At 69.7% G+C, this 19,404-nt stretch carries 16 protein-coding genes; 13 read left to right on the top strand and 3 right to left on the bottom strand.

Translation table 11 applies throughout. From position 1 onward, the window contains the following. Both ACFYU9_RS25980 and ACFYU9_RS25975 read right to left on the bottom strand, forming a co-directional pair. Entirely contained in the window at positions 1 to 1,236 is a 1,236-nt protein-coding gene (locus ACFYU9_RS25980; RefSeq protein ID WP_389346207.1) for a PucR family transcriptional regulator, read from the bottom strand. Between the two features lie 51 nt (positions 1,237 to 1,287). Further along, positions 1,288 to 1,413, bottom strand: coding sequence for a hypothetical protein (locus tag ACFYU9_RS25975; protein ID WP_389346206.1), 126 nt, complete (start codon positions 1,411 to 1,413; stop codon positions 1,288 to 1,290). A 297-nt stretch (positions 1,414 to 1,710) separates the two neighbouring features. Here ACFYU9_RS25975 and ACFYU9_RS25970 point away from each other — a divergent pair, with 297 nt between their 5' ends. Beyond that, positions 1,711 to 2,319, top strand: coding sequence for a helix-turn-helix domain-containing protein (locus tag ACFYU9_RS25970; RefSeq protein ID WP_389346205.1), 609 nt, complete (start codon positions 1,711 to 1,713; stop codon positions 2,317 to 2,319). Here the strand turns inward: ACFYU9_RS25970 and ACFYU9_RS25965 are convergent. Next, positions 2,316 to 3,803 carry an APC family permease gene (locus ACFYU9_RS25965; protein ID WP_389346204.1) on the bottom strand — a complete coding sequence of 496 codons (1,488 nt, stop codon included), beginning with the start codon at positions 3,801 to 3,803 and terminating at the stop codon, positions 2,316 to 2,318. The two genes, ACFYU9_RS25970 and ACFYU9_RS25965, sit on opposite strands and share 4 nt — an antisense overlap. A gap of 571 nt (positions 3,804 to 4,374) precedes the next feature. On the opposite strand from ACFYU9_RS25965, the gene ACFYU9_RS25960 reads away from it, so the two are divergent. The 12 genes from ACFYU9_RS25960 to ACFYU9_RS25905 all read left to right on the top strand — a co-directional run bounded on the left by ACFYU9_RS25960 (position 4,375) and on the right by ACFYU9_RS25905 (position 19,241). Further along, positions 4,375 to 5,907, top strand: a complete 1,533-nt coding sequence (locus ACFYU9_RS25960; protein WP_389346203.1) for a flavin-containing monooxygenase — start codon at positions 4,375 to 4,377, stop codon at positions 5,905 to 5,907. After that, positions 5,900 to 6,835 carry an alpha/beta fold hydrolase gene (locus tag ACFYU9_RS25955; protein WP_389346202.1) on the top strand — a complete coding sequence of 312 codons (936 nt, stop codon included), beginning with the start codon at positions 5,900 to 5,902 and terminating at the stop codon, positions 6,833 to 6,835. Before ACFYU9_RS25960 ends, ACFYU9_RS25955 begins: the two co-directional genes overlap by 8 nt. Continuing rightward, positions 6,819 to 8,213, top strand: coding sequence for a flavin monoamine oxidase family protein (locus ACFYU9_RS25950; protein WP_389346201.1), 1,395 nt, complete (start codon positions 6,819 to 6,821; stop codon positions 8,211 to 8,213). The genes ACFYU9_RS25955 and ACFYU9_RS25950 overlap by 17 nt, the downstream gene beginning before the upstream one ends. After that, on the top strand, positions 8,210 to 8,914 hold the full coding sequence (locus tag ACFYU9_RS25945; RefSeq protein WP_389346200.1) for a transporter: 705 nt from the start codon (positions 8,210 to 8,212) through the stop codon (positions 8,912 to 8,914). The genes ACFYU9_RS25950 and ACFYU9_RS25945 overlap by 4 nt, the downstream gene beginning before the upstream one ends. A 26-nt stretch (positions 8,915 to 8,940) precedes the next feature. Then, positions 8,941 to 10,299 carry an NAD-dependent succinate-semialdehyde dehydrogenase gene (locus ACFYU9_RS25940; RefSeq protein WP_389346199.1) on the top strand — a complete coding sequence of 453 codons (1,359 nt, stop codon included), beginning with the start codon at positions 8,941 to 8,943 and terminating at the stop codon, positions 10,297 to 10,299. Between the two features lie 28 nt (positions 10,300 to 10,327). Then, the gene (locus ACFYU9_RS25935) at positions 10,328 to 11,443 is read left to right on the top strand and encodes a Zn-dependent alcohol dehydrogenase (protein ID WP_389346198.1); all 1,116 of its coding nucleotides are present in this window, start codon (positions 10,328 to 10,330) and stop codon (positions 11,441 to 11,443) included. A 123-nt stretch (positions 11,444 to 11,566) separates the two neighbouring features. After that, positions 11,567 to 12,718 carry an aspartate aminotransferase family protein gene (locus ACFYU9_RS25930; RefSeq protein WP_389346197.1) on the top strand — a complete coding sequence of 384 codons (1,152 nt, stop codon included), beginning with the start codon at positions 11,567 to 11,569 and terminating at the stop codon, positions 12,716 to 12,718. A 99-nt stretch (positions 12,719 to 12,817) separates the two neighbouring features. Then, positions 12,818 to 14,374, top strand: coding sequence for a long-chain fatty acid--CoA ligase (locus ACFYU9_RS25925; protein WP_389346196.1), 1,557 nt, complete (start codon positions 12,818 to 12,820; stop codon positions 14,372 to 14,374). Between the two features lie 44 nt (positions 14,375 to 14,418). After that, positions 14,419 to 16,098, top strand: a complete 1,680-nt coding sequence (locus tag ACFYU9_RS25920) for a class I adenylate-forming enzyme family protein (RefSeq protein ID WP_389346195.1) — start codon at positions 14,419 to 14,421, stop codon at positions 16,096 to 16,098. A 3-nt stretch (positions 16,099 to 16,101) separates the two neighbouring features. Next, on the top strand, positions 16,102 to 16,875 hold the full coding sequence (locus ACFYU9_RS25915; protein WP_389346194.1) for an SDR family oxidoreductase: 774 nt from the start codon (positions 16,102 to 16,104) through the stop codon (positions 16,873 to 16,875). A 27-nt stretch (positions 16,876 to 16,902) separates the two neighbouring features. Further along, entirely contained in the window at positions 16,903 to 18,141 is a 1,239-nt protein-coding gene (locus ACFYU9_RS25910) for an acyl-CoA dehydrogenase family protein (protein ID WP_389346193.1), read from the top strand. Continuing rightward, positions 18,141 to 19,241 (top strand): phosphotransferase family protein, encoded by a 1,101-nt coding sequence (locus tag ACFYU9_RS25905; RefSeq protein ID WP_389346192.1) that lies wholly within the window; start codon positions 18,141 to 18,143, stop codon positions 19,239 to 19,241. The genes ACFYU9_RS25910 and ACFYU9_RS25905 overlap by 1 nt, the downstream gene beginning before the upstream one ends. Positions 19,242 to 19,404 lie beyond the last annotated feature (163 nt).

Raw genomic sequence — 19,404 nt, 5'->3', positions numbered from 1 at the left:
TCAGCCGGGATCGGTCGCAGCGATGTCAGGCGCGAGGTCCAGCAGCAGGAGCGCCGCCGCCACATGGGTCGGGTTGTGCTCCACCTTGACGGCCGAGAGCTCGTTGGCACGCGAGACCCGCCGCTCGACGGTGTTCCGGTGTGCGTAGAGGTGGGCGGCCGCCCGGGTGGTGTTGAAGCCGCACTGCACATAGGTGAGGAGTGCCTGCCGCAGTGCCAAGTCGCCTTCGGCCAACGGCCCGAGCGTGTTGATGACGAACCGACGCGCGCCGGCACGGTCCTTCGTGAGTGCGTCGATCAACTCGACGTCGGCGTAGGCGGTGAAGCGCCGGTCGGACCCGAGCCGGATGACCAGCGCCTGCGCCGCAAGGGCGTCCTGGTGGCTGGACCGGAACCCTTCGAGTCCACGTCCCGGCCTCCCCACCGCCACGTGGACCCGCTCGGCCGCCGCGAGGGCCTTCTCCACATGGTGGAGGTCCGGAACACCCTCCCCCGAGAGCCAGATCCACCGCGACGTGGCGCTGGCACGCGCCACCAGGGCGCTCCGGCCCCCGGCGGCGGAGCGCACGGCCAGGATCGCCTCGTCCAGGGCATCGGCCTGCTGAGGATCATCGATCCACAGGACGAGGCCCACGTGCCACCGTCCCATCCGGTAGCGCAGGCGCCCCTCGGCCAGGTCTTCCGCCATCGGTGCCCCGCTGGCGATCAGCTGGATCAGTGCGATCCCCTCGGCATCCGTATTGCCCATCGCCGCGGCGAAGCCGGCTTCGCGCAGGGCCGCGACCGAGTCGAGGGCGTACTGCACCAGCGACTTCCCCGACACGTCCAGGACCCCCACGAGAAGGTCGGGGTCGGCGCAGTGCGCCACGCATTCCTCCAGCCATCGCCGCCAGCCGATCCCCAGTGCCACGCGCCAGGCGACGGCGAAGTCGGGCGCGATGCCGCGGGAGACGAGATCGTGGATGTACGCCGTGGCCCTCGGGCCGACGTAGGGCTCCACCCGCCGCCCCGGTTGCTGGACGTTCGCGGTCAGCCATTGGACGAGATCGGAGCGGTTGAGCTCGCGATCCTCCTCGACCAGCGAGGCGTCCGCGAGGAGGGCAGGATCGTTCTGGGCCACCAGAGAGGGCTCTGCGAAGGCGTCGACCAAGGCGTCCGTTTCCGTCAACAGACGCTGGCACAGTGACCTGATCGCATCAGCGACCTCGCGGGAGGGCGCGGGCCACAGCTCTTCCATGTGTTAAGTGTCCCTCCGGTCCCGAGGAGCTGACGCTCCCGATATGCCGTGTCACTGACAGGTGAAGGCGAGCAGCGCGTACTGGCGCGGTGCGGGCGTCGTCCTGGACCGCGCCGGAATGGCGGCCGTGGCGGACCGGAAAGTGCCGTTGACGACGTCGTCGACGATGCGGGTCATGGTTCCTGCTTCGTGAGTAGGACATGCCGGAGGCATACGGAGTTTTTTTCGGGCTCAGGGGATGGGCAGTTGACGCGACTGCCGTCCGAAGGGGGACTGTTTAGTGCTACTAAACCGGCGGCAGGTTTACCACGCTGCCGGTGGCGCTGCAACAGTTCCGGCGGCGTCGCCCCTGAAGGACACCGGCCACCCGTGACGCGCATGCCTTAGCCTCGTGTCACGGAGGGGGCTCGTCCGAGTCGGCCTGTCACCCGATGGGCACACGACCTCGATCTCCGGACGGGCGGTGAGCACACGATGTCCATCGAAAGCGACGGGGGAGCAGGCGGAGCGGCCGAGAACTCCCCTGCCCCCGAAGCGTCCACAGGCGCGCAACTGAGGGCGATCAGGCTCAGCCGCGGGTTGTCGTTGACGGAAGTCGCACATCGGACGGATGTCACCAAGGGCTTCCTGAGTCAGTTGGAGCGTGGTCTCACCAACGTGTCCGTCCCGACGTTGTTGCGCGTCTGCGATGTGCTGCAGATCGGGGTCGGCGAGCTGTTCACCCACCCGGACGAGCAGGTCGTGGAGAGCGGAAGCCGGATCGACATGGGCGGTGAAGGCGTGACCGAGTACCTGCTCACGCCTGCCGACACCACGGCGTTCCAGGTCTTCCGCTCGGTGATCGAGCCAGGCGGGGGCACGGGTGGCCCCTATCGGCTCGACACCGCCGTGATCTTCGCGATGGGGCTGAGCGGCTCGACCCGTCTGATCGTCGGAGGCGAGACGCGGATGCTGTCAGCCGGCGTGTCCACCTCGTTCTCCGGTCGGACGCTTCACCAGTTCGACAATCCGGGTACGACGGTCAGCGAAGTCCTGTGGGTCCTGTCACCTCCCCTGCTGCGCGGCGCGCGAGGGCCGGCCTAAACCACGCCGTTCGGACCTCGGCCGGAGGACACGGCCTGGAGCCGCTCGTAGACGGCCGGTCGGGCCGACCGCAGGACGAGGGCCTGTACCGCGCCGACCACGGCCGAGAGGGCGACGAACCCGCCGATCACCCACGCGCGCTCGGTGGTGCCGACGAGGAGCGGGAAGTTGGCGACCGTCAGGTAGACCACGCTGGCCAGGCCGAGAAAGGCCACGGCCGGGGCCACGACGGTGCGCCACACCGACTGCTGCTCGTCGGCACGCCGGAAGAAGCCGATCACCGCGAGGCTGGTGGCTGCCATCAGCAGGACGATGCCAAGGGTGGCGGCGCCGGAGAACCAGGCGTAGAGGTCTCCGATCGGATCGAGGCCGAGCGCGACGACGACGAGCGTCGTGACGGACGCGACCGCCGAGACGACGGCCGAGGACGATGACGGCGCGCGGTGCCGGGGGTGGACGACGCCCAGCGACGCCGGAAGGGCGCCGGTCCGGGACAGCGAGAACTGGTAGCGCGTCACGACGTTGTGGAAGGCCAGCACGCACGCGAATTGACTGGTGATCAGGAGCAGCTGCATCACGTCGGCCCAGACGGACCCGACGTAGCTCTGCGCCAGCTTGAGGACAAGGCCCTCGGGGTCGGCCTTCGCGGCGCCGGTCACGGAGTCGACGCCGACCCCCACGACGACCGCCCACACGGTGAACGAGTAGAAGATCCCGATCACCAGGATCGCGACGTACGTCGCCCGCGGGACCGTGACGTCGGGATCCTTGGCCTCGTTGCGGAACACGGCCGTCGCCTCGAAGCCGATGAACCCGAAGAAAGCGAACATCACACCGAGGCCCAGGGAGCCGTTCCCCACGATCGAAGGCGACAACGGCTCGGCCGTCAGGCCGTGGGCGCCGCCGTGCCCCACGATGCCGAGGTCCATGACCAGGAGCAGCAGGGTTTCCAGCACCAGCACGACACCGAGCACCCTGGCGCTCAGCTCGATGTCGCGATAGCCGAGGAAAGCGATGATGCCCAGTGAGACGAACGCCCACAACCACCACGGGGAGCCGATGTCGCCGTACCGCTCGATGACATTGCTCGTCGCGACGCCGACGTAGGCGTTCACTCCGACGAGAAGCAGCGTGTAGGAGAAGAGCGCGAGGGTCGCGGCCGAGAGGCCGGGTATCCGGCCCAGTCCCGCCTGGACGTAGGCGTAGAAGGCGCCCGCGTCACGCACCCGGCCGGCCATCAGCGTGAAGCCGACCGCGAAGACCAGCAGCATCACGGTGGACAGCGCGAAGTACAGCGGCAGACCCGAGCTGCCGCTCACGGCGAAGGCGAGCGGCACCCCACCGGCCACCAGCCCGAGCGGCGCCGCCGCGGCGAGGACCATGAACACGATCTGCGGTATGCCGAGCCCGCGGTCGAGCGGGTCGTCCGACGCCGCTTCAGCCATGGGTGCTTCGACGTGCCCTGTCTTGGAGGGGTCGGTCATGTCGACGACCTTTCAGCTCACGGCCGGTACCGGCTCGTCATGGTTGGATGGATCGTCCCGAGCGAGAGCCGGGCTGCTCGCCGTTCCCCCTCGCCGGCGATCCGGCAGCCCTCACCCGCGGCCGGCTCTCGACCATGGCGACCGGCGGCATCTCCACGGCTGCGAGCCGCCTCGGCCTCCTCCGCGGTCAGACCGAGGCCGGGCTCCCGCGGCGCGATGCGGGCGGCTGTCGGCGGGTGCGCACGCTCCCGCACACCGAGTCGGATTTGTGACTCATGGCAACCGTCTGTCACTCGAAGTCACCGCGCCGGTCATTCCGGGAGGGGACCGCGACAAGGTGTTTAGTGCTACTAAACCGCAGCGGCACACCTCTATCACGCCGGCGAGAACCCCACAAGGCCGTGGGCACGGCTGCGGCGCCCGCCCGCCGACACAGTAGGAGAGCAGCGGTGCGCGGGGCCTGTGCACCGTGCACCGGACCCGGGCGAAGCAGGTGCTCACTGTCGTTCTCGCAGGCGGCCGTGGCTGGCGAAAGTGAAGCCACCAGCCACATGAACAGCGAGGAAACGCCATGACAGCTGAGGTGTTGGACGCCGTCGAGGAGTTCGACGTGGTGATCATCGGAGCGGGAATCTCCGGGATCGGCGCGGCCGCCTATTTCAGCCGAGAGCTCATCGACAAGTCGCTCGTCGTGCTGGAGGCCCGCGACAACATCGGTGGCACCTGGGACCTCTTCCGCTATCCCGGCATCCGCTCGGACTCCGACCTCCACACCTTCGGCTACGAGTTCAAGCCGTGGCGCCACGAAGCCGCGATCGCCGACGCCCACCTCATCAAGGGGTACCTCCAGGAGGCGGTCGAGGAGAACGACCTGGAGCGCCGCATCAGGCTCCGTCACCGGGTCGTCAGCTCGGAGTGGTCCTCGGAGGACTCGAAGTGGACCCTCACCGTCCAGACGCCGGACCCCGCCACGGGCGAGAGCCGGACCAAGACGATCCGCGCGGGCTGGGTCTTCGCCGCCACCGGCTACTACCGGTACGACGAGGGGTTCTCCCCGGAGTTCCCGGGGCGCGACGACTTCGAGGGTCAGATCGTCCATCCGCAGCACTGGCCCGAGGACCTCGACTACAGCGGCAAGAAGGTCGTCGTCATCGGCAGCGGCGCGACCGCGATCACGCTGGTGCCGGCCATGGCCACCGGGGCGGGCGCCGCCCAGCACGTGACGATGCTACAGCGCACCCCCACCTACATCATGGCGCTCCCCCGCGTCGACAAGATCGCCCTGGCCCTCACGAAGCTGCTCGGAGAAGAGCGCGGGTACGCCGTGACGCGGTTCAAGAACATCTGGGCCGACCGGGCCGTCGTCAAGGGCCTGCGGACCTTCCCCAAGGCCGGGCGAGCGCTGATCCGGCACGAGAACATCAAGCGCCTTCCCAAGGGATTCGACGTCGACAAGCACTTCAACCCGCCGTACGACCCGTGGGACCAGCGGCTGTGCCTGGCGCCGGACGGCGACTTCTTCGACGCCATCAAGGAGGGAAAGGCCTCCGTCGTCACGGACGCCGTGGCGAGGTTCAGCAAGCGCGGAATCGTCCTGGAGTCGGGCGAGGAGCTGGAAGCCGACGTCATCGTCACCGCGACGGGACTGAACCTGCAGCTCTTCGACGGCATGCCCATCGTGGTCGACGGGCGCAAGGTCGACATCGCGGACGCGCTCTGTTATCGCGGAATGCTGCTGAGCGGGATCCCGAACTGGGCGATGGCGATCGGCTACACCACCTCGTCCTGGACGCTCAAGGTGAGCCTGATGTGTCGCTACTTCATCGACCTGGTCAGGCACATGGACGCCCGCGGATACGAGACGGTGGTCCCGGTCGCGCCGTCGGGGACGACGCGCAGGCCCGTCATGGACCTCCAGGCCGGGTACGCCAAGCGCGGCGAGAAGCTCATGCCCAAGCAGGGGGTCGAGAAGCCCTGGCGGATGGCGATGTCCTACCCCGAGGACGCCAAGGCCCTGCGCGGACCGGTGGCCGACGAGAACCTCGTGTTCGGCACCGGCCGGTCGGCCGCGCAGCGGACCGGGAGGCGAGCGGCCCATGCCTGAGACGAGCGGCGCCGAGAGCGTCGACCAGTACGCGACCCTGCCGTCCGGAATGACGATCTGCTTCCGGGACCACGGCGACAAGGCCGACCCCGTCATCCTGCTCGTCGCCGGCATGGGCGAGGACCTCACCTTCTGGACCGACTCGTTCTCCGGCTCGCTCGTCGCCCGCGGTTTCCGGGTCGTCGCGTTCGACAACCGTGACGTCGGCCAGTCGACATTCGTCGCCGCACGCCCTCCCGCGCTCTGGCGTCAGGTCGCCGCGCGCCCGCGCGCCGACGCGTACTCGCTGGCCGACATGGCCCAGGACGCCGTCGGCGTACTCGACCATCTCGGGATCTCGCGGGTGCACCTGGTGGGGCGTTCGATGGGCGGGATGATCGCGCAGACGGTCGCGGCCACGGCACCCGAGCGCGTTCTGTCGCTGACCTCCATCTACTCGACCACCGGGTCGAAGAAGGTGGGCCAGCCGGCGCTGTCGACGATCCGGCTCCTCGCCGCCCCGGCGGCGAGGACCAGGACCGCGGCGGTCCGTGCCCACCTGCGGCTCACCAGGCACCTCGCCGGAACGGGACATCCCATCGACGACGCCGCCGAGGCGGCCCTGGCAGCTCACGCGTGGGATCGCAGCGCCGGTGATCCGGTGGCCGGCGCGGCGCGCCACGTCCAGGCGATGCAGCGCTCCGGCGACCGGACGGCCCAGTTGAGCAGGATCACGGCCCCGACGCTGGTCATCAACGGCGACCGGGACCTGCTGGTCGACCCGAGCGGCGGCGCCGCGACCGTCCGGGCGATCCGCTCGGCCCAGCACGTGGTCATCCCCGGCATGGGCCATCACATCCCCGAGGCCCTCGTCGGCCCCGTCACCGAGTACATCGCGCAGCACGCGGCCCGCGTGGGCGAAGGAGGAGACCATGTCCGGATCCCGTAAGCCCGGCTCCGGGGACACCACGGTCGACGTCGTCGTCGTCGGTGCCGGCTTCGCCGGCCTGAGCGCCGCCGAGCGGCTGACGAGCACGGGACGGTCCGTCCTGGTCGTCGAAGGCCGCGACCGGGTCGGGGGCCGATCGCTCTCCGGCGAGGTGGCAGGCGTGAAGGTCGACCTCGGAGCGACGTGGGTGGCACGACGCCACACCGCCGTCCGGGACCTCGCGAGCCGGATGGGGTGTACCACGACCGACCAGTTCGCCCAGGGTCGCAACGTGCTGTGGATGGCGGGCCGGCGCCGCACCTACAGCGGCACCATTCCCAAGGTCTCCGCCGCGGCCCTGGTGGACATGGCCCGCATGCAGATGGCGGTGAACAAGCTGGTCGCGACCATCGACGTGAACGCCGCGTGGGAGACGCCCGGGGCGGGGCGGCTCGACGCCATCTCGTTCGGCGAGTGGCTCGACCGGAAGAACGCGCTGCCCAGCACCCGTGCGCTGATGACCGTCATCAGCAAGGTGCAGTGGGGCTGCACCCCGGGGGACGTCTCCCTGCTGCACGCACTGCGCTACATCCGTTCGGCGGGCGGGCTCGATCACATGCTGGACGTCGACGGCGGCCAGCAGCAGGACCGGCTCGTCGAGACCACCCAGGAGATCGCCAAACGGGTGGCGGAGAAGCTCGGCGACCGCGTGCGCCTGGAGACACCCGTGCGCCGCGTCACGCAGGACGACGAAGGCGTCACCGTCCACACCGACTCCGGGGAGATCCACGCCAGGTACGCGATCGTCACGGCCGCGCCGGCGCACCGCGCCGCCATCGAGTTCGATCCCGCTCTGCCCGAGCAGGCCGAAGGGCTCGCGCGAACCTGGCGCATGGGCGTGCTGAGCAAGGCCTTCGTGGCCTACGAGAAGCCCTTCTGGCGGGCCGACGGATTCTCCGGTGAGGCGGTGACCGACACCGGAACCGTGTTCATCACCTTCGACGTGTCCCCCGCCCCCGGCAAACCGGGCATCCTGATGGCCTTCTGCGATCCGCGCGTCTTCGACGGCTTCGGCCCCGAGACCCGACGCGACCGGGTCGTCCATCAGCTCGCCGACCTCTACGGCCCGCAGGCCCGCACCCCGATCGACTATGTGGACCACTGCTGGGGAGCGGAGCCCTTCGCCCCGGGCGGCCCCAACCCCGCCGTCGCCCCCTACGCGACCACGAGCTACGGCAAGGCGCTGTCCCAGCCTCACGGGCGCATCCACTGGGCCGGCACCGAAACCGCCGGCGAATGGGCCGGCACCATGAACGGCGCGGTCCTGACGGGCCAGCGCACCGCCGAGAACATCGTCGCCCTCCTGTCCCACGATGTCCGAGAGGGGGCGTTGCGATGAAGGAAGCACTGTTCCTGCTGGCCGACCTGTGGATGATCTTCGCCGGCTACTTCTACGGATGGAAGTTCATCCGCCGCTACGGCAACTACCTCCTCGGTCTCGAATGGATGGTCGTCGCGACGTCCGGCAGCAACTTCCTGCTCTGGTCGCTGCTCGGCGGCGACAGCGACAGCGTCCTGTACGACGTGGCGTACTTCTTCGACGCGTTCTCCAGGTCGGTCGGCATCACGCTCATCCTGATCATGGGCCTGATGAAGGTCACCCATCGCTACAAGCCGAGCCTCGGCGTCGATGTGGGCGTGTTCGGAGTCGCGATCGTGGCCGGCCTGTTCCTCCGGCACTTCCACGGCGCGGATATCCACACCGACCGCGCCGCGTTCTGGGTCGCCGTGTTCTACGTCGTCGTCAATCTCCTCACGGCGGTCTTCCTCGGGTACTTCGTCAAGCGGCTCTGGAACGCGGGCGCGAGGTGGCCGGCGATCTGGACGGGACTGGTCACGGTCGCCGGGACCGCCATCGCGATCACCTACGACTTCTTCCCCCTGCCGTTCGACGACGCGAACCGCACGATCTTCTACACCGCCGCGCTCGCGACGTGGGGCACCCAGGGATTCGTCTACTTCCGTGCCTACCGCGCGCTGCACGACCACAACGCGGCCTTGGACGCGAACCCGGCCCGCGCAATCGAAACCCTCGCATGAACCCCGAGAACGAAGAAGGAGTCAGGATGGCGAAGAGGCACGTGTACGCGGTGGTGGACCCTGCGAGCGGCAAGCTGGTCAAGGAGTACGCCACCGCCACGGACGAGGCCGTCGAGGGGGCGGTCGACGCGGCGGCGAAGGCCTACGCGCAGTGGTCGAGGCAGACCTCCGTGGAACAGCGCGCCCAGCTGCTGAACACCGTCGCCGCCCTCCACGACGAGCGCAGCACGCAGCTTGCCGAGATCATCCACCGGGAGATGGGCAAGCCGGTGGACGAGGCCGTCGCGGAGGTCGAGTTCAGCGCCTCGATCTACAGGTACTACGCCGAGAACGCGGAGACGTTCCTCACCGACGAACCGATCGAGCTTCTCGACGGAGAGGGCACCGCCTTCGTCCGTCGCCAGCCGATCGGCGTGCTGCTGGGGATCATGCCCTGGAACTACCCGTATTACCAGGTGGCCCGGTTCGCCGCGCCCAACCTCGCGCTGGGCAACACCATCGTGCTCAAGCACGCGTCGCAGTGTCCGGAGTCGTCCGAGGCGCTCCAGCAGCTGTTCACGGACGCGGGCTTCCCCCAGGGCTGCTACGTCAACGTCCACGCCACCGGCGAGCAGATCGCTCGCGCCATCGCGGACCCCAGGGTGCAGGGTGTCTCCTTCACCGGTTCGGAGCGGGCCGGCGCGGAGGTCGCCGAGAAGGCCGGGCGCAACCTCAAGAAGGTGGTGCTCGAACTGGGCGGCTCCGACCCCTTCATCGTTCTGTCGACCCATGACCTCGACGCCACGGTCCAGGCGGCGGTCGAGGCGCGGTTCGAGAACGCCGGGCAGGCGTGCAACGCCGGGAAGCGCTTCATCGTCGCCGAGGACATCTACGACGCCTTCCTCGACAAGTTCACCGAGAAGGTGCTCGCCCTGACCGACGGGCTGGCGCCGCTCTCCTCGGTCGCCGCCGCCGAGTACGTCGAGGACCAGGTCGAGCGAGCCGTCGCTGACGGGGCGAGCTTCGTCTCCGCTCGACAGCGCGAAGGGGCGTACTTCCCGCCCGGCGTTCTGACGGGCGTCTCGCCGACCTCGCCGTCGGCCGCCGAGGAGCTCTTCGGCCCCGTCGCGACCGTCTACCGCGTCGGATCCGAGGACGAGGCCGTCGAGCTGGCGAACGAGACCCCGTACGGGCTGGGCTCCTACGTGTTCACTACGGACGCCGAGCAGGCGCTGCGCGTGGCCGACAGGATCGACGCCGGCATGGTCTTCGTCAACGGCGTCGGCCTCGAAGGCGCGGAACTGCCCTTCGGCGGGGTCAAGCGGTCCGGCTTCGGCCGCGAACTGGGCCGGGGCGGAATCGACGAGTTCGCCAACAAGAAGCTCATCCGCACCGCTCGGACCTGATCGCCACAGCGCACGGAACGGAACCGTCATGACCATCGAATTCGACGCCGCTGTCTTCAGGACTCCGAACGAACCACTGACTATCGAAAAGGTGACTCTCCCCTCGACGCCTCCGCCCGGCGAGGTGCTCGTGCGGCTCAAAGCGAGCGGGGTGTGCCACAGCGACCTGCACGTGCTCGTGGGCGAATGGGACGTTCCCTCGCCGATGATTCTCGGCCATGAGGGGTCCGGGATCGTCGAGAGCGTCGGCGAAGGCGTCACCACGCTGAAGAAGGGCGATCACGTCGTGCTGTCGTGGACGCCTTCGTGTCGCCGTTGCCGCTATTGCATCAGCGGCAGGCCGGTCCTCTGCGACATGGTCAGCCAGCACTCGGCGAACCACCTGTCGTTCGACGGCCGGTCCCGGATCACGTCCGTGGACGGGGGCGACCTCTACAGCTTCGCGGGCCTCGGAACGTTCGGCCAGTACACCCTCGTGCCCGAATCGGCCGCGATCGCCATCCGGGACGACGCCCCGTTCCCGCAGTCGGCCCTCGTCGGATGCGCCGTCACGACCGGCGTCGGCGCGGCCGTCAACACCGCCAAGGTGCGTCCGAGCGACACCGTGCTGGTCCTCGGTTGCGGCGGCGTCGGCCTGAACGCGATCCAGGGCGCCCGGCTCGCCGGCGCGCGGAAGATCATCGCCGCGGACATCTCCGACGAGAAACTCGAGCAGGCACGCGTCTTCGGTGCGACCGACCTGATCAACAACGCCCGCGAGAACTTCGCCGACAGGGTGCGCCAGCTCACCGACGGACGCGGTGTGGAAATCGCCATCGAGGCCATCGGGCTGCCGCGCACCATCGAATCGGCCTACGAGGTCCTGGCCCGAGGGGGCACGGCGGTGGTCGCCGGGCAGGTGGCGGACGGCATGAGGATCTCCATCGACCCCTTCGTCATGTCCGATCAGGAGCTTTCGCTGATCGGCTCGAACTACGGCTCCAGCAAGCCGGATTCCGACTTCCCCATGCTGATCGACCACTACATGAACCACCGCATCGATCTCGACTCCCTCGTGACGCGCGTGATCGATCTGAAGGACGTCAACGAGGCGTTCGACCAGATGAAGCGCGGCATCGGCATCCGCTCGGTGATCACGTACTGAAAGGCAGGGGGCAATCCCATGGCCCTGGAATCATCACGCTCGGCCTTCGAGCGAGCCCGCCGCAGCATCGGCGGGGGTGTGGGGTCGGGCCTGCGCGCCGCGATGCCTCCCCATCCGCTCTTCGTGCAAGAGGCACGGGGCGCGTACGTCTGGGACCTGGACGGCGACCGGTACACCGACTACGTGATGGCCTGGGGCCCGCTCGTCCTCGGTCACGGTGACCCGCGGGTGGTGTCCGCGGTGTCCGAGGTCGCGACGAAGATGCAGGTCGTCGGCACCGGCCACCGACTCGAATATCTCGCGGCGGAAGCGGTCCTCGAGGCCGTGCCGCACGGCGAGCGGCTGCTGTGGAGCAACACGGGGACCGAAGCGGTGCAGGTCGCGCTGCGCCTCGCGCGAGCCGCCACCGGGCGGCGCCGCGTCCTCAAGTTCGCCAAGAGCTACCACGGTTGGCACGACACCGTGTACGCCGGAATGTCCGAGGACGACTGCGACCGCCCCGTCTCCCCCGGCGGACCGGGACAGTCGGCGAGCGTGCTCGACGACCTGGTCGTGGCGCGCTTCAACGACGTGGACCTGGCCGAGCGCCTGCTGAGCGAGGCCGTCGAGCGCGACATCGCGGCCGTGCTCGTCGACCCGGTGATGAGCAACGCCGGCGTCGAGGCACCCACACCGCAGTTCCTGTCCACGTTGCGGATCCTCTGCGACCGACACGGCGTCGTCCTCGTCTTCGACGAGGTGATCGCCGGGTTCCGAGTCGCACGGGGCGGGGCGGCCGAGAAGTACGGCGTGCTCCCCGACCTGTCCGTCTTCGGGAAGGCGATGGCCGGCGGTTTCACCCAGAGCGCCGTCGTCGGCCGAGCGGAGCTGGTCGATCAGGTGACGGCCGGCGTCGTTCATGCCGGAACCTTCAACGCCAACCCGATCGCACTGGCGGCCGTCGAGGCGACGATGCGCGTCCTGGCCGATCCCACGGTCTACGAACTGCTCGAACAGACCTCGTCCGATTTCGAGGCCGTCGTCGGTGGCGTGCTCGGTTCGTCTCCCGACTTCGGCCGCTTCAACAGGGTCGGCTCGCTCCTCCAGTACGTCCCCGCCGACGGGACCACCGGGCTCCACGGAACCGGCGGGATCTGGACCGAGATCCTCGAAGGGATGCTGCGGCAGGGCTTCCTTTTCATGCCGTCCGGCAAGGTCTTCCTCAGCACGGCGCACACCACCGCCGACGTCGAGGCGACGGCCGAGGCCCTCGACCGGCTCCTGCGGAAGTTGTGACGTCCGCATCGAGCCACGTGTAACGCCCCACCCACCCCGGGCCAGGCCGTACATCCCGTTCCCCGCGGCCTGGCCCGGTCCACCTTCCCGGAAGACATCATGCTGAACCTCTCGGTCCTGCTCGAGGACTCCGCCCGCACGCACCCGAACCGGGACGCAGTGGTCCTCGGCCCGACGCGTCTCACCTACGCCCAGGTCGAGGCCGCCGCAAACCGGATCGCCAACCTCCTGGTCGACCGCGGCATCTGGCCCGGCGACAAGGTCGCGCTCAGTTGTCCGAACGTGCCCTGGTTCCCGATCGTGTACTACGGGATCCTCAAGGCCGGCGCCGTCGTCGTACCGCTCAACATCCTGCTCAAGGGCCGGGAGGTCGCCTACCACCTCGCCGACTCGGAGGCGAAGGCGTACTTCTGCTTCGAGGGCGACGCGGGTCTGCCGATGGGTACGGAGGGACACGCCGGGTTCAGCGAGACCGCCGGCTGCGAGCACTTCTTCCTCATCACCGCCGATCCCGCGGCGGAATCCCCGATCGAGGGCGTCGAGACCATGGGCGCCGCGCTGCGGGGCACGGCGACGACGTTCGACAGCATCGGGACCTCGGGGGACGACCCGGCCGTGCTCCTCTACACGAGTGGGACGACAGGTCAGGCGAAGGGCGCCGTACTCACCCACGCCAACCTGGTCCTCAACGCCCTCGCGTGCAACCGGCTGTTGGAGAACCGGCCGGCCCTGGACACTCATCTGGTCGTGCTGCCGCTGTTCCACTCCTTCGGCGCGACCGTGCAGATGAACGCCGGTTTCTCGACGGCGGGCACACTGGTGCTGCTGCCGCGGTTCGACGCCCGGCAGGCGGTGTCCCTGATGCAGCAGGAGGACATCACCTTCTTCGCGGGCGTTCCCACCATGTGGTGGGGCCTGTTGCAGGCGCTCAGCGACGACGTCGACGTCGAGAGGATCGCGAGGAACTTGCGCGTCGGCGTCTCCGGCGGTGCCTCGCTCCCCGCGGAGCTCATCAGACAGGTCAGGGAAAGGCTGGGCGTCCAGGTCCTGGAGGGCTACGGCCTCTCCGAGACCTCGCCGGTGGTGACCTTCAGCGATCCGGCGCAGGAACCGCGGCCCGGGTCGATCGGCGTGCCGATCTGGGGTGTCGAGGTCAAGCTCGTCAAGCCGGACTGGTCGGAGGTCGAGGACGACGGCACCGGCAGCGCCATCGGGGAGATCGCGGTCAAGGGCCACAACGTGATGAAGGGCTACCACGGCCGCCCCGAGGACACCGCCGACGCGGTCAGGGACGGCTGGTTCCGCACCGGCGACCTGGCCCGCAGGGACAAGGACGGCTTCTACTACATCGTCGACCGGGCGAAGGACCTGATCATCCGCGGTGGTTTCAACGTCTACCCGCGCGAGATCGAGGAGGTCCTGATGACGCACCCCGCGATCAGCCTGGCCGCGGTCGTCGGCGTGCCGCACGAGAGCCACGGCGAGGAGATCAAGGCGTTCGTCATCCTCGACCGCGGCGCCGAGGTCCGCCCCGACGAGCTGATCGCCTGGGGCAAGGAGCAGATGGCGGGCTACAAGTACCCGCGCATCGTGGAGATCGTCACGACGCTGCCGATGACGTCCACCGGAAAGATCCTCAAGCGCGAACTCACGTGACCGGAAAGACAAGCGCGCATTCGTACGGGTGGGAAGGACGGCAGATGACAGTGGACGAGGATCGGCGGAGGGACGCGTTGCTCGACGGGTTCGGCGAGGGGACGGACGCGGCCCCCGACTCGCTCGTGGCCGCCTGGAAGGCACGCGTGGCGAGGAACCCTGACGGCACGGCGCTCCGTTACTTCGACGGTGCCCTGTCCGCGCGGGAGGTGGACGCGGCATCCGACGCCCTGGCCGCCGCGTTCGAGGCCCGCGCCGCCGCACGGGGCGATCGCGTCGGCGTGTACCTGCAGAACGTTCCGCAGTACGCGCTGGTGCTGCTGGCCCTGTGGAAGCTGGGAGCCACCGCCCTGGGACTCAATCCGATGTACCGGCGCCAGGAGCTCCGCCGGATCATCGACGACTCCGGGGCGGTCGGGGTCGTCTGCGCGGACGCGGACGTCCACGAGACGCTCGGCACGCTGGCGGGGAGCACGGTCCGATGGCTGGTCAGCACGTCGGCGCTGGACTACCAGTCGAGGAACGATCCGCGGGCCTTCGCGACGACGGAACGCCACGCCCCGGCGCCGGACGGCGACCTGGTGGCGCTGATCGACGAGTTCGAGGGCCACGGTCCCTCGCCCATGGAGCTGACCCGCGACGACGTCGCGTTCCTGACGTACACGTCGGGAACGACGGGGCCGCCGAAGGGCGCCATGAACACCCACGGCAACGTCCTGAGCGTGGTGACGACCTGTGCGTCGTGGATGGACGTGCGCGACGGGGACGTCGTGCTCGCCCTGGCCCCGCTGTTCCACATCACCGGCGCGGTCGTCAACGCGACGATCTCCCTGCTCACCGACACGACGCTCGTCCTGGCGGGCCGGTTCCACCCCGAGGTCGCCCTGGAGGCCTTCGCCGAGCACGGGGTGACCTACACGATCGGCTCCATCACGGCGTACAACGCGATCTACGAACTCCCGCAGGTCGGGCCGGAGCACTTCGCGTCGGTGAAGGCCCTGTACTCCGGGGGCGCGCCGATCCCGCCGGCGACCGTCGAGCGGTTCCGGGAGCGGTTCGGCATCTACCTCCACAACGGCTACGGGATGACGGAGACGACGTCCGCCGTCATCGCCGTGCCTCCGGGAAGCAGGGCCCCCGTCCATCTGCCGAGCGGAACGCTGTCCGTGGGCAAGCCGCTGCCGCACCTCACGGCACGCGTCGTGGACGTGCACGGCAATCCCGTCCCCGACGGGGAGCAGGGCGAACTCGAACTGAGCGGGCCGCAGGTGGTGCCCGGGTACTGGGGCAAGCCCGAGGCCACCCGGCACACGATGCCGGAGGGCCGGCTCCGCACCGGTGACGTCGCCGTCATCGACGAGGAGGGCTGGGTCTACCTGGTGGACCGGCTCAAGGACCAGATCAATGTGTCCGGGTACAAGGTCTGGCCGCGCGAGGTCGAGGACGCGCTGTACGAGCACCCGTCGGTCCTAGAGGCCGCGGTCGTCGGGCAGCCGGACGAGTACCGCGGAGAGACCGTCGTCGCGTACGTCTCGCTCAAGACGGGTCTGAACGCGACGGCGGAGGAGCTGATCGCCTTCTCCCGCGACCGGCTGGCCGCCTACAAGTGCCCCCGCACGATCCACTTCATCGCCGACCTGCCCAAGACCCAGAGCGGCAAGATCCGGCGCGCCGAGCTCCGCGGCCTCGACGGCACCGGGCCGGCATCGCCCCCGAAGGACTGACCCATGAACGAGAACCACACCGACCACGGCCGCTTCTCGGGCCGCACCGCCATCGTGACCGGAGCGAGCCGGGGCATCGGTCTCGCCGTCGCCGAACGGCTCGTCGCCGAAGGGGCGCGCGTGTGCCTGACCGCGCGCAAGGCCGGGCCGCTCGAAGAGGCCGCCGCCGCCCTCCCCCGGGGCAGCGTCATCACCGTCGCCGGCAAGGCCGACGACCCCGAGCACCGCCGCGAGGTCTTTGACACCGTCGCGCGCGAGTTCGGCGGACTGGACGTCCTCGTGAACAACGCGGGCATCAACCCGGCGTACGGCCCCGTCGTCGGCCTGGACCTCGACGTCGTTCTCGAGGTCAACGTCCTCGCCACCCTCGCCTGGGTGCAGGACGCGGTCGCCCATCCGAAGCTCGGTTTCACCGAACGCCGCGGCACCGTCGTGAACCTCTCCTCGGTGACCGGCGACACCCCCGCGCCCGGCATCGGTCTCTACGGGGTGAGCAAGGCGGCGGTGTCCCACCTGACCAGGACCCTGGCCGTCGAGCTCGGCCCGGAGATCCGTGTCAACGCCGTCGCACCCGCGGTGGTGAAGACCCGGTTCGCCGAAGCCCTGTACGAGGGCAAGGAGGCCGAGGTGGCCGCGGAGTACCCCATGAGGCGCCTCGGCGTCCCGTCGGACATCGCCTCCGCCGTGGCCTACCTGGCCTCGGAGGACTCCTCCTGGGTCACCGGTCACATCCTCACCGTCGACGGCGGCCTCACGGTCGCCGGCGGCACCGCGTAAACCGCGCTCACCCGACAAAGGACAGCCATGACTTTCCCTCATCTCCCGCCCGAGGTCGCGGAGCTGCGCGACCGCACGCGCCGGTACGTACGCGAGGTCGTCATCGACGCCGAACCCGCGCCGGGCGGACGCCTCGACCAGGTCACGCGCGACCGGCTGCAGGCGGCGGCGAAGGAGGCCGGCGTCTTCGCGCCGCTCGTGCCGAAGGAGTACGGCGGGCAGGGCCTGCCCATCGAGCACTGGTCGCCGATCCTGCAGGAGGCCGGCTACTCGCCGATCGGCCCCAGCGCGCTCAACTGCATGGCCCCCGACGAGGGAAACATGCACATGCTCAACCTGATCGCCACCGAGGAACAGAAGAAGCGCTACCTCGCGCCCCTGGCCGCGGGCGAGATCCGGTCCTGCTTCGGCATGACCGAGCCCCACCCCGGAGCGGGCTCCGACCCGGCGGCGCTGCGGACCACGGCCGTGCGCACCGACGGCGGCTGGATCATCGACGGCCACAAGCGGTTCACCAGCGGCGCCGTCGGCGCCGGGTTCTGCATCGTGATGGCCCGCACCCCGGCCCTCGACGGCTCCCCCGAGGGAGCCACCATGTTCCTCGTCGACATGACCAACCCCGGCGTCCGGGTCGGCGAGGCGATCCACACCGTCGACCGCTCCATCGACGGCGGCCACCCCCACCTGTACCTCGAGAACTGCCTCGTCCCCGACGAGGCGGTGCTCGGCGAGGTCGGCCTCGGCTTCCGCTACGCTCAGGTACGCCTCGGACCGGCGCGTCTCACCCACTGCATGCGCTGGCTGGGCCTTGCACGCCGGGCCCACGACATCGGGCTGGACCGGGCCGCACGGAGAGAGCTGTTCGGCGGCCCGATCGACTCCCTCGGCCTGGCCCAGCACCTGATCGCTGAATCGGTCATCGACATCGAGACCTCCGACGCCATCATCACCAAGACCGCGACACTGCTCCACGCCGACCCCAAGGCAGGGTCCGCGATGTCCTCGATCGCGAAGGTGCACTGCTCGGAGGCGATCTTCCGGGTGATCGACCGCGCCATCCAGATCTGCGGCGGGGACGGGGTCTCCGACGGCCTCCCGCTGGCGCAGTACCTGAACGAGGTCCGCCCGTTCCGCATCTACGACGGCTCCAACGAGACCCACCGGTGGGCCATCGCCCGCCGCGCCTCGGCCAGCCGCAGCACCGCGGTCCGGGCCGGCGAGAACTACCTGGGCGACGCCGTCGTCGGCCGGCACGGGGGCGCGTGATGCACACCGCCCCCGACGGCGTGGAAGTCGTCGCCGACCGGGAGGGTGCCCGTCACCTCGACAGCCCTCCGCTCCTGGTCCTCGACGCGGTCACCGCCTTCCTCGACGCACACGGCATCGGCAGCGGCCCGCTCGCGTGGCAGCGCATCGGCGACGGCCACTCCAACGTCACCTACCTGATCGAGCGCGGCGGCGAGTCCGTCGTCCTGCGCCGTGGCCCGCGGCCGCCGCTGCCGAAGTCGACGCACGACATGGTGCGCGAGGCCCGCCTCCAGAAGATCCTCGGCGGGCACGGGGTGCCCGTGCCGGAGATCCTGGCGGTCTGCGAGGACGAGTCGCTGCTGGGCGTGCCGTTCTACCTCATGTCCCGGCTCGACGGGACGGTCGTCACCGACACGATCCCGACCCACCTCTCCCCCATCGAACAGCGCCGGGCCACCAGCGAGGCGGTCGTCGACACGCTCGTCGCCCTGCACGGCATCGACGTGAGCGAAGGGGAACTCGCCACCCTGGGCCGGCCCGAGGGGTATCTCCGGCGACAGGTCGAGCGGTTCCGCGGGCTGTGGGAGGTCAACACCACGCGCAGTCTGCCCGCCGTGGAGCGCATCGGGGACTGGCTCGGCCGCAACCTGCCGACGAGCCAGGCGGCCTCGGTAGTGCACGGCGACTACCGCATGGGCAACCTCATGTTCGCACCCCAGGCACCGGCCAGGGTCCTCGCGATCCTGGACTGGGAGATGGCCACGCTCGGCGACCCGCTCGCGGACCTGGGGTACCTCACCGCCACCTGGTCCGAGGCCGGCAACCCCGCCACCCCGCTCGAACTCACCCGGGTGACCCGGTCACCCGGGTACCTCACCCAGCGCCGGCTGGCAGAGCGCTACCAGTCCCGCACGGGCCTCGACCTGACCCCGCTGCCCTGGTACCAGACCCTCGCCCTGTGGAAGGCGGCGATCTTCTGCGAGGCCATCTACACCCGCTGGCAGCGCGGTGAGCGTCCGAACGACACGGTCTTCGGACCATCGCTCGAAACGGGTGTCCCCCGGCTCCTGGAGCGGGCCGGGCGGTATGCCAGCCTGACGGCGACCACTCGCCGCTGACATCCGACGCGTCCCGGCACGGGGCGCTTCAGCAACCTCGCCGCGGCCAGGCCGTCCTGCTCCGACATCGGTTCACCGCCGTGATGGAAGCAATCCGGGTGCCGCGGAGCAGGCCGGTGCGGCCCCGTGTCCGGCCGATCACGTCTTGGGCGACAAGCAGCGA

Origin of the sequence: Streptomyces sp. NPDC004327, assembly GCF_042873935.1 — a bacterium.
Classification (GTDB): domain Bacteria; phylum Actinomycetota; class Actinomycetes; order Streptomycetales; family Streptomycetaceae; genus Streptomyces.
This window is presented reverse-complemented; position numbering and strand designations above follow the sequence as displayed.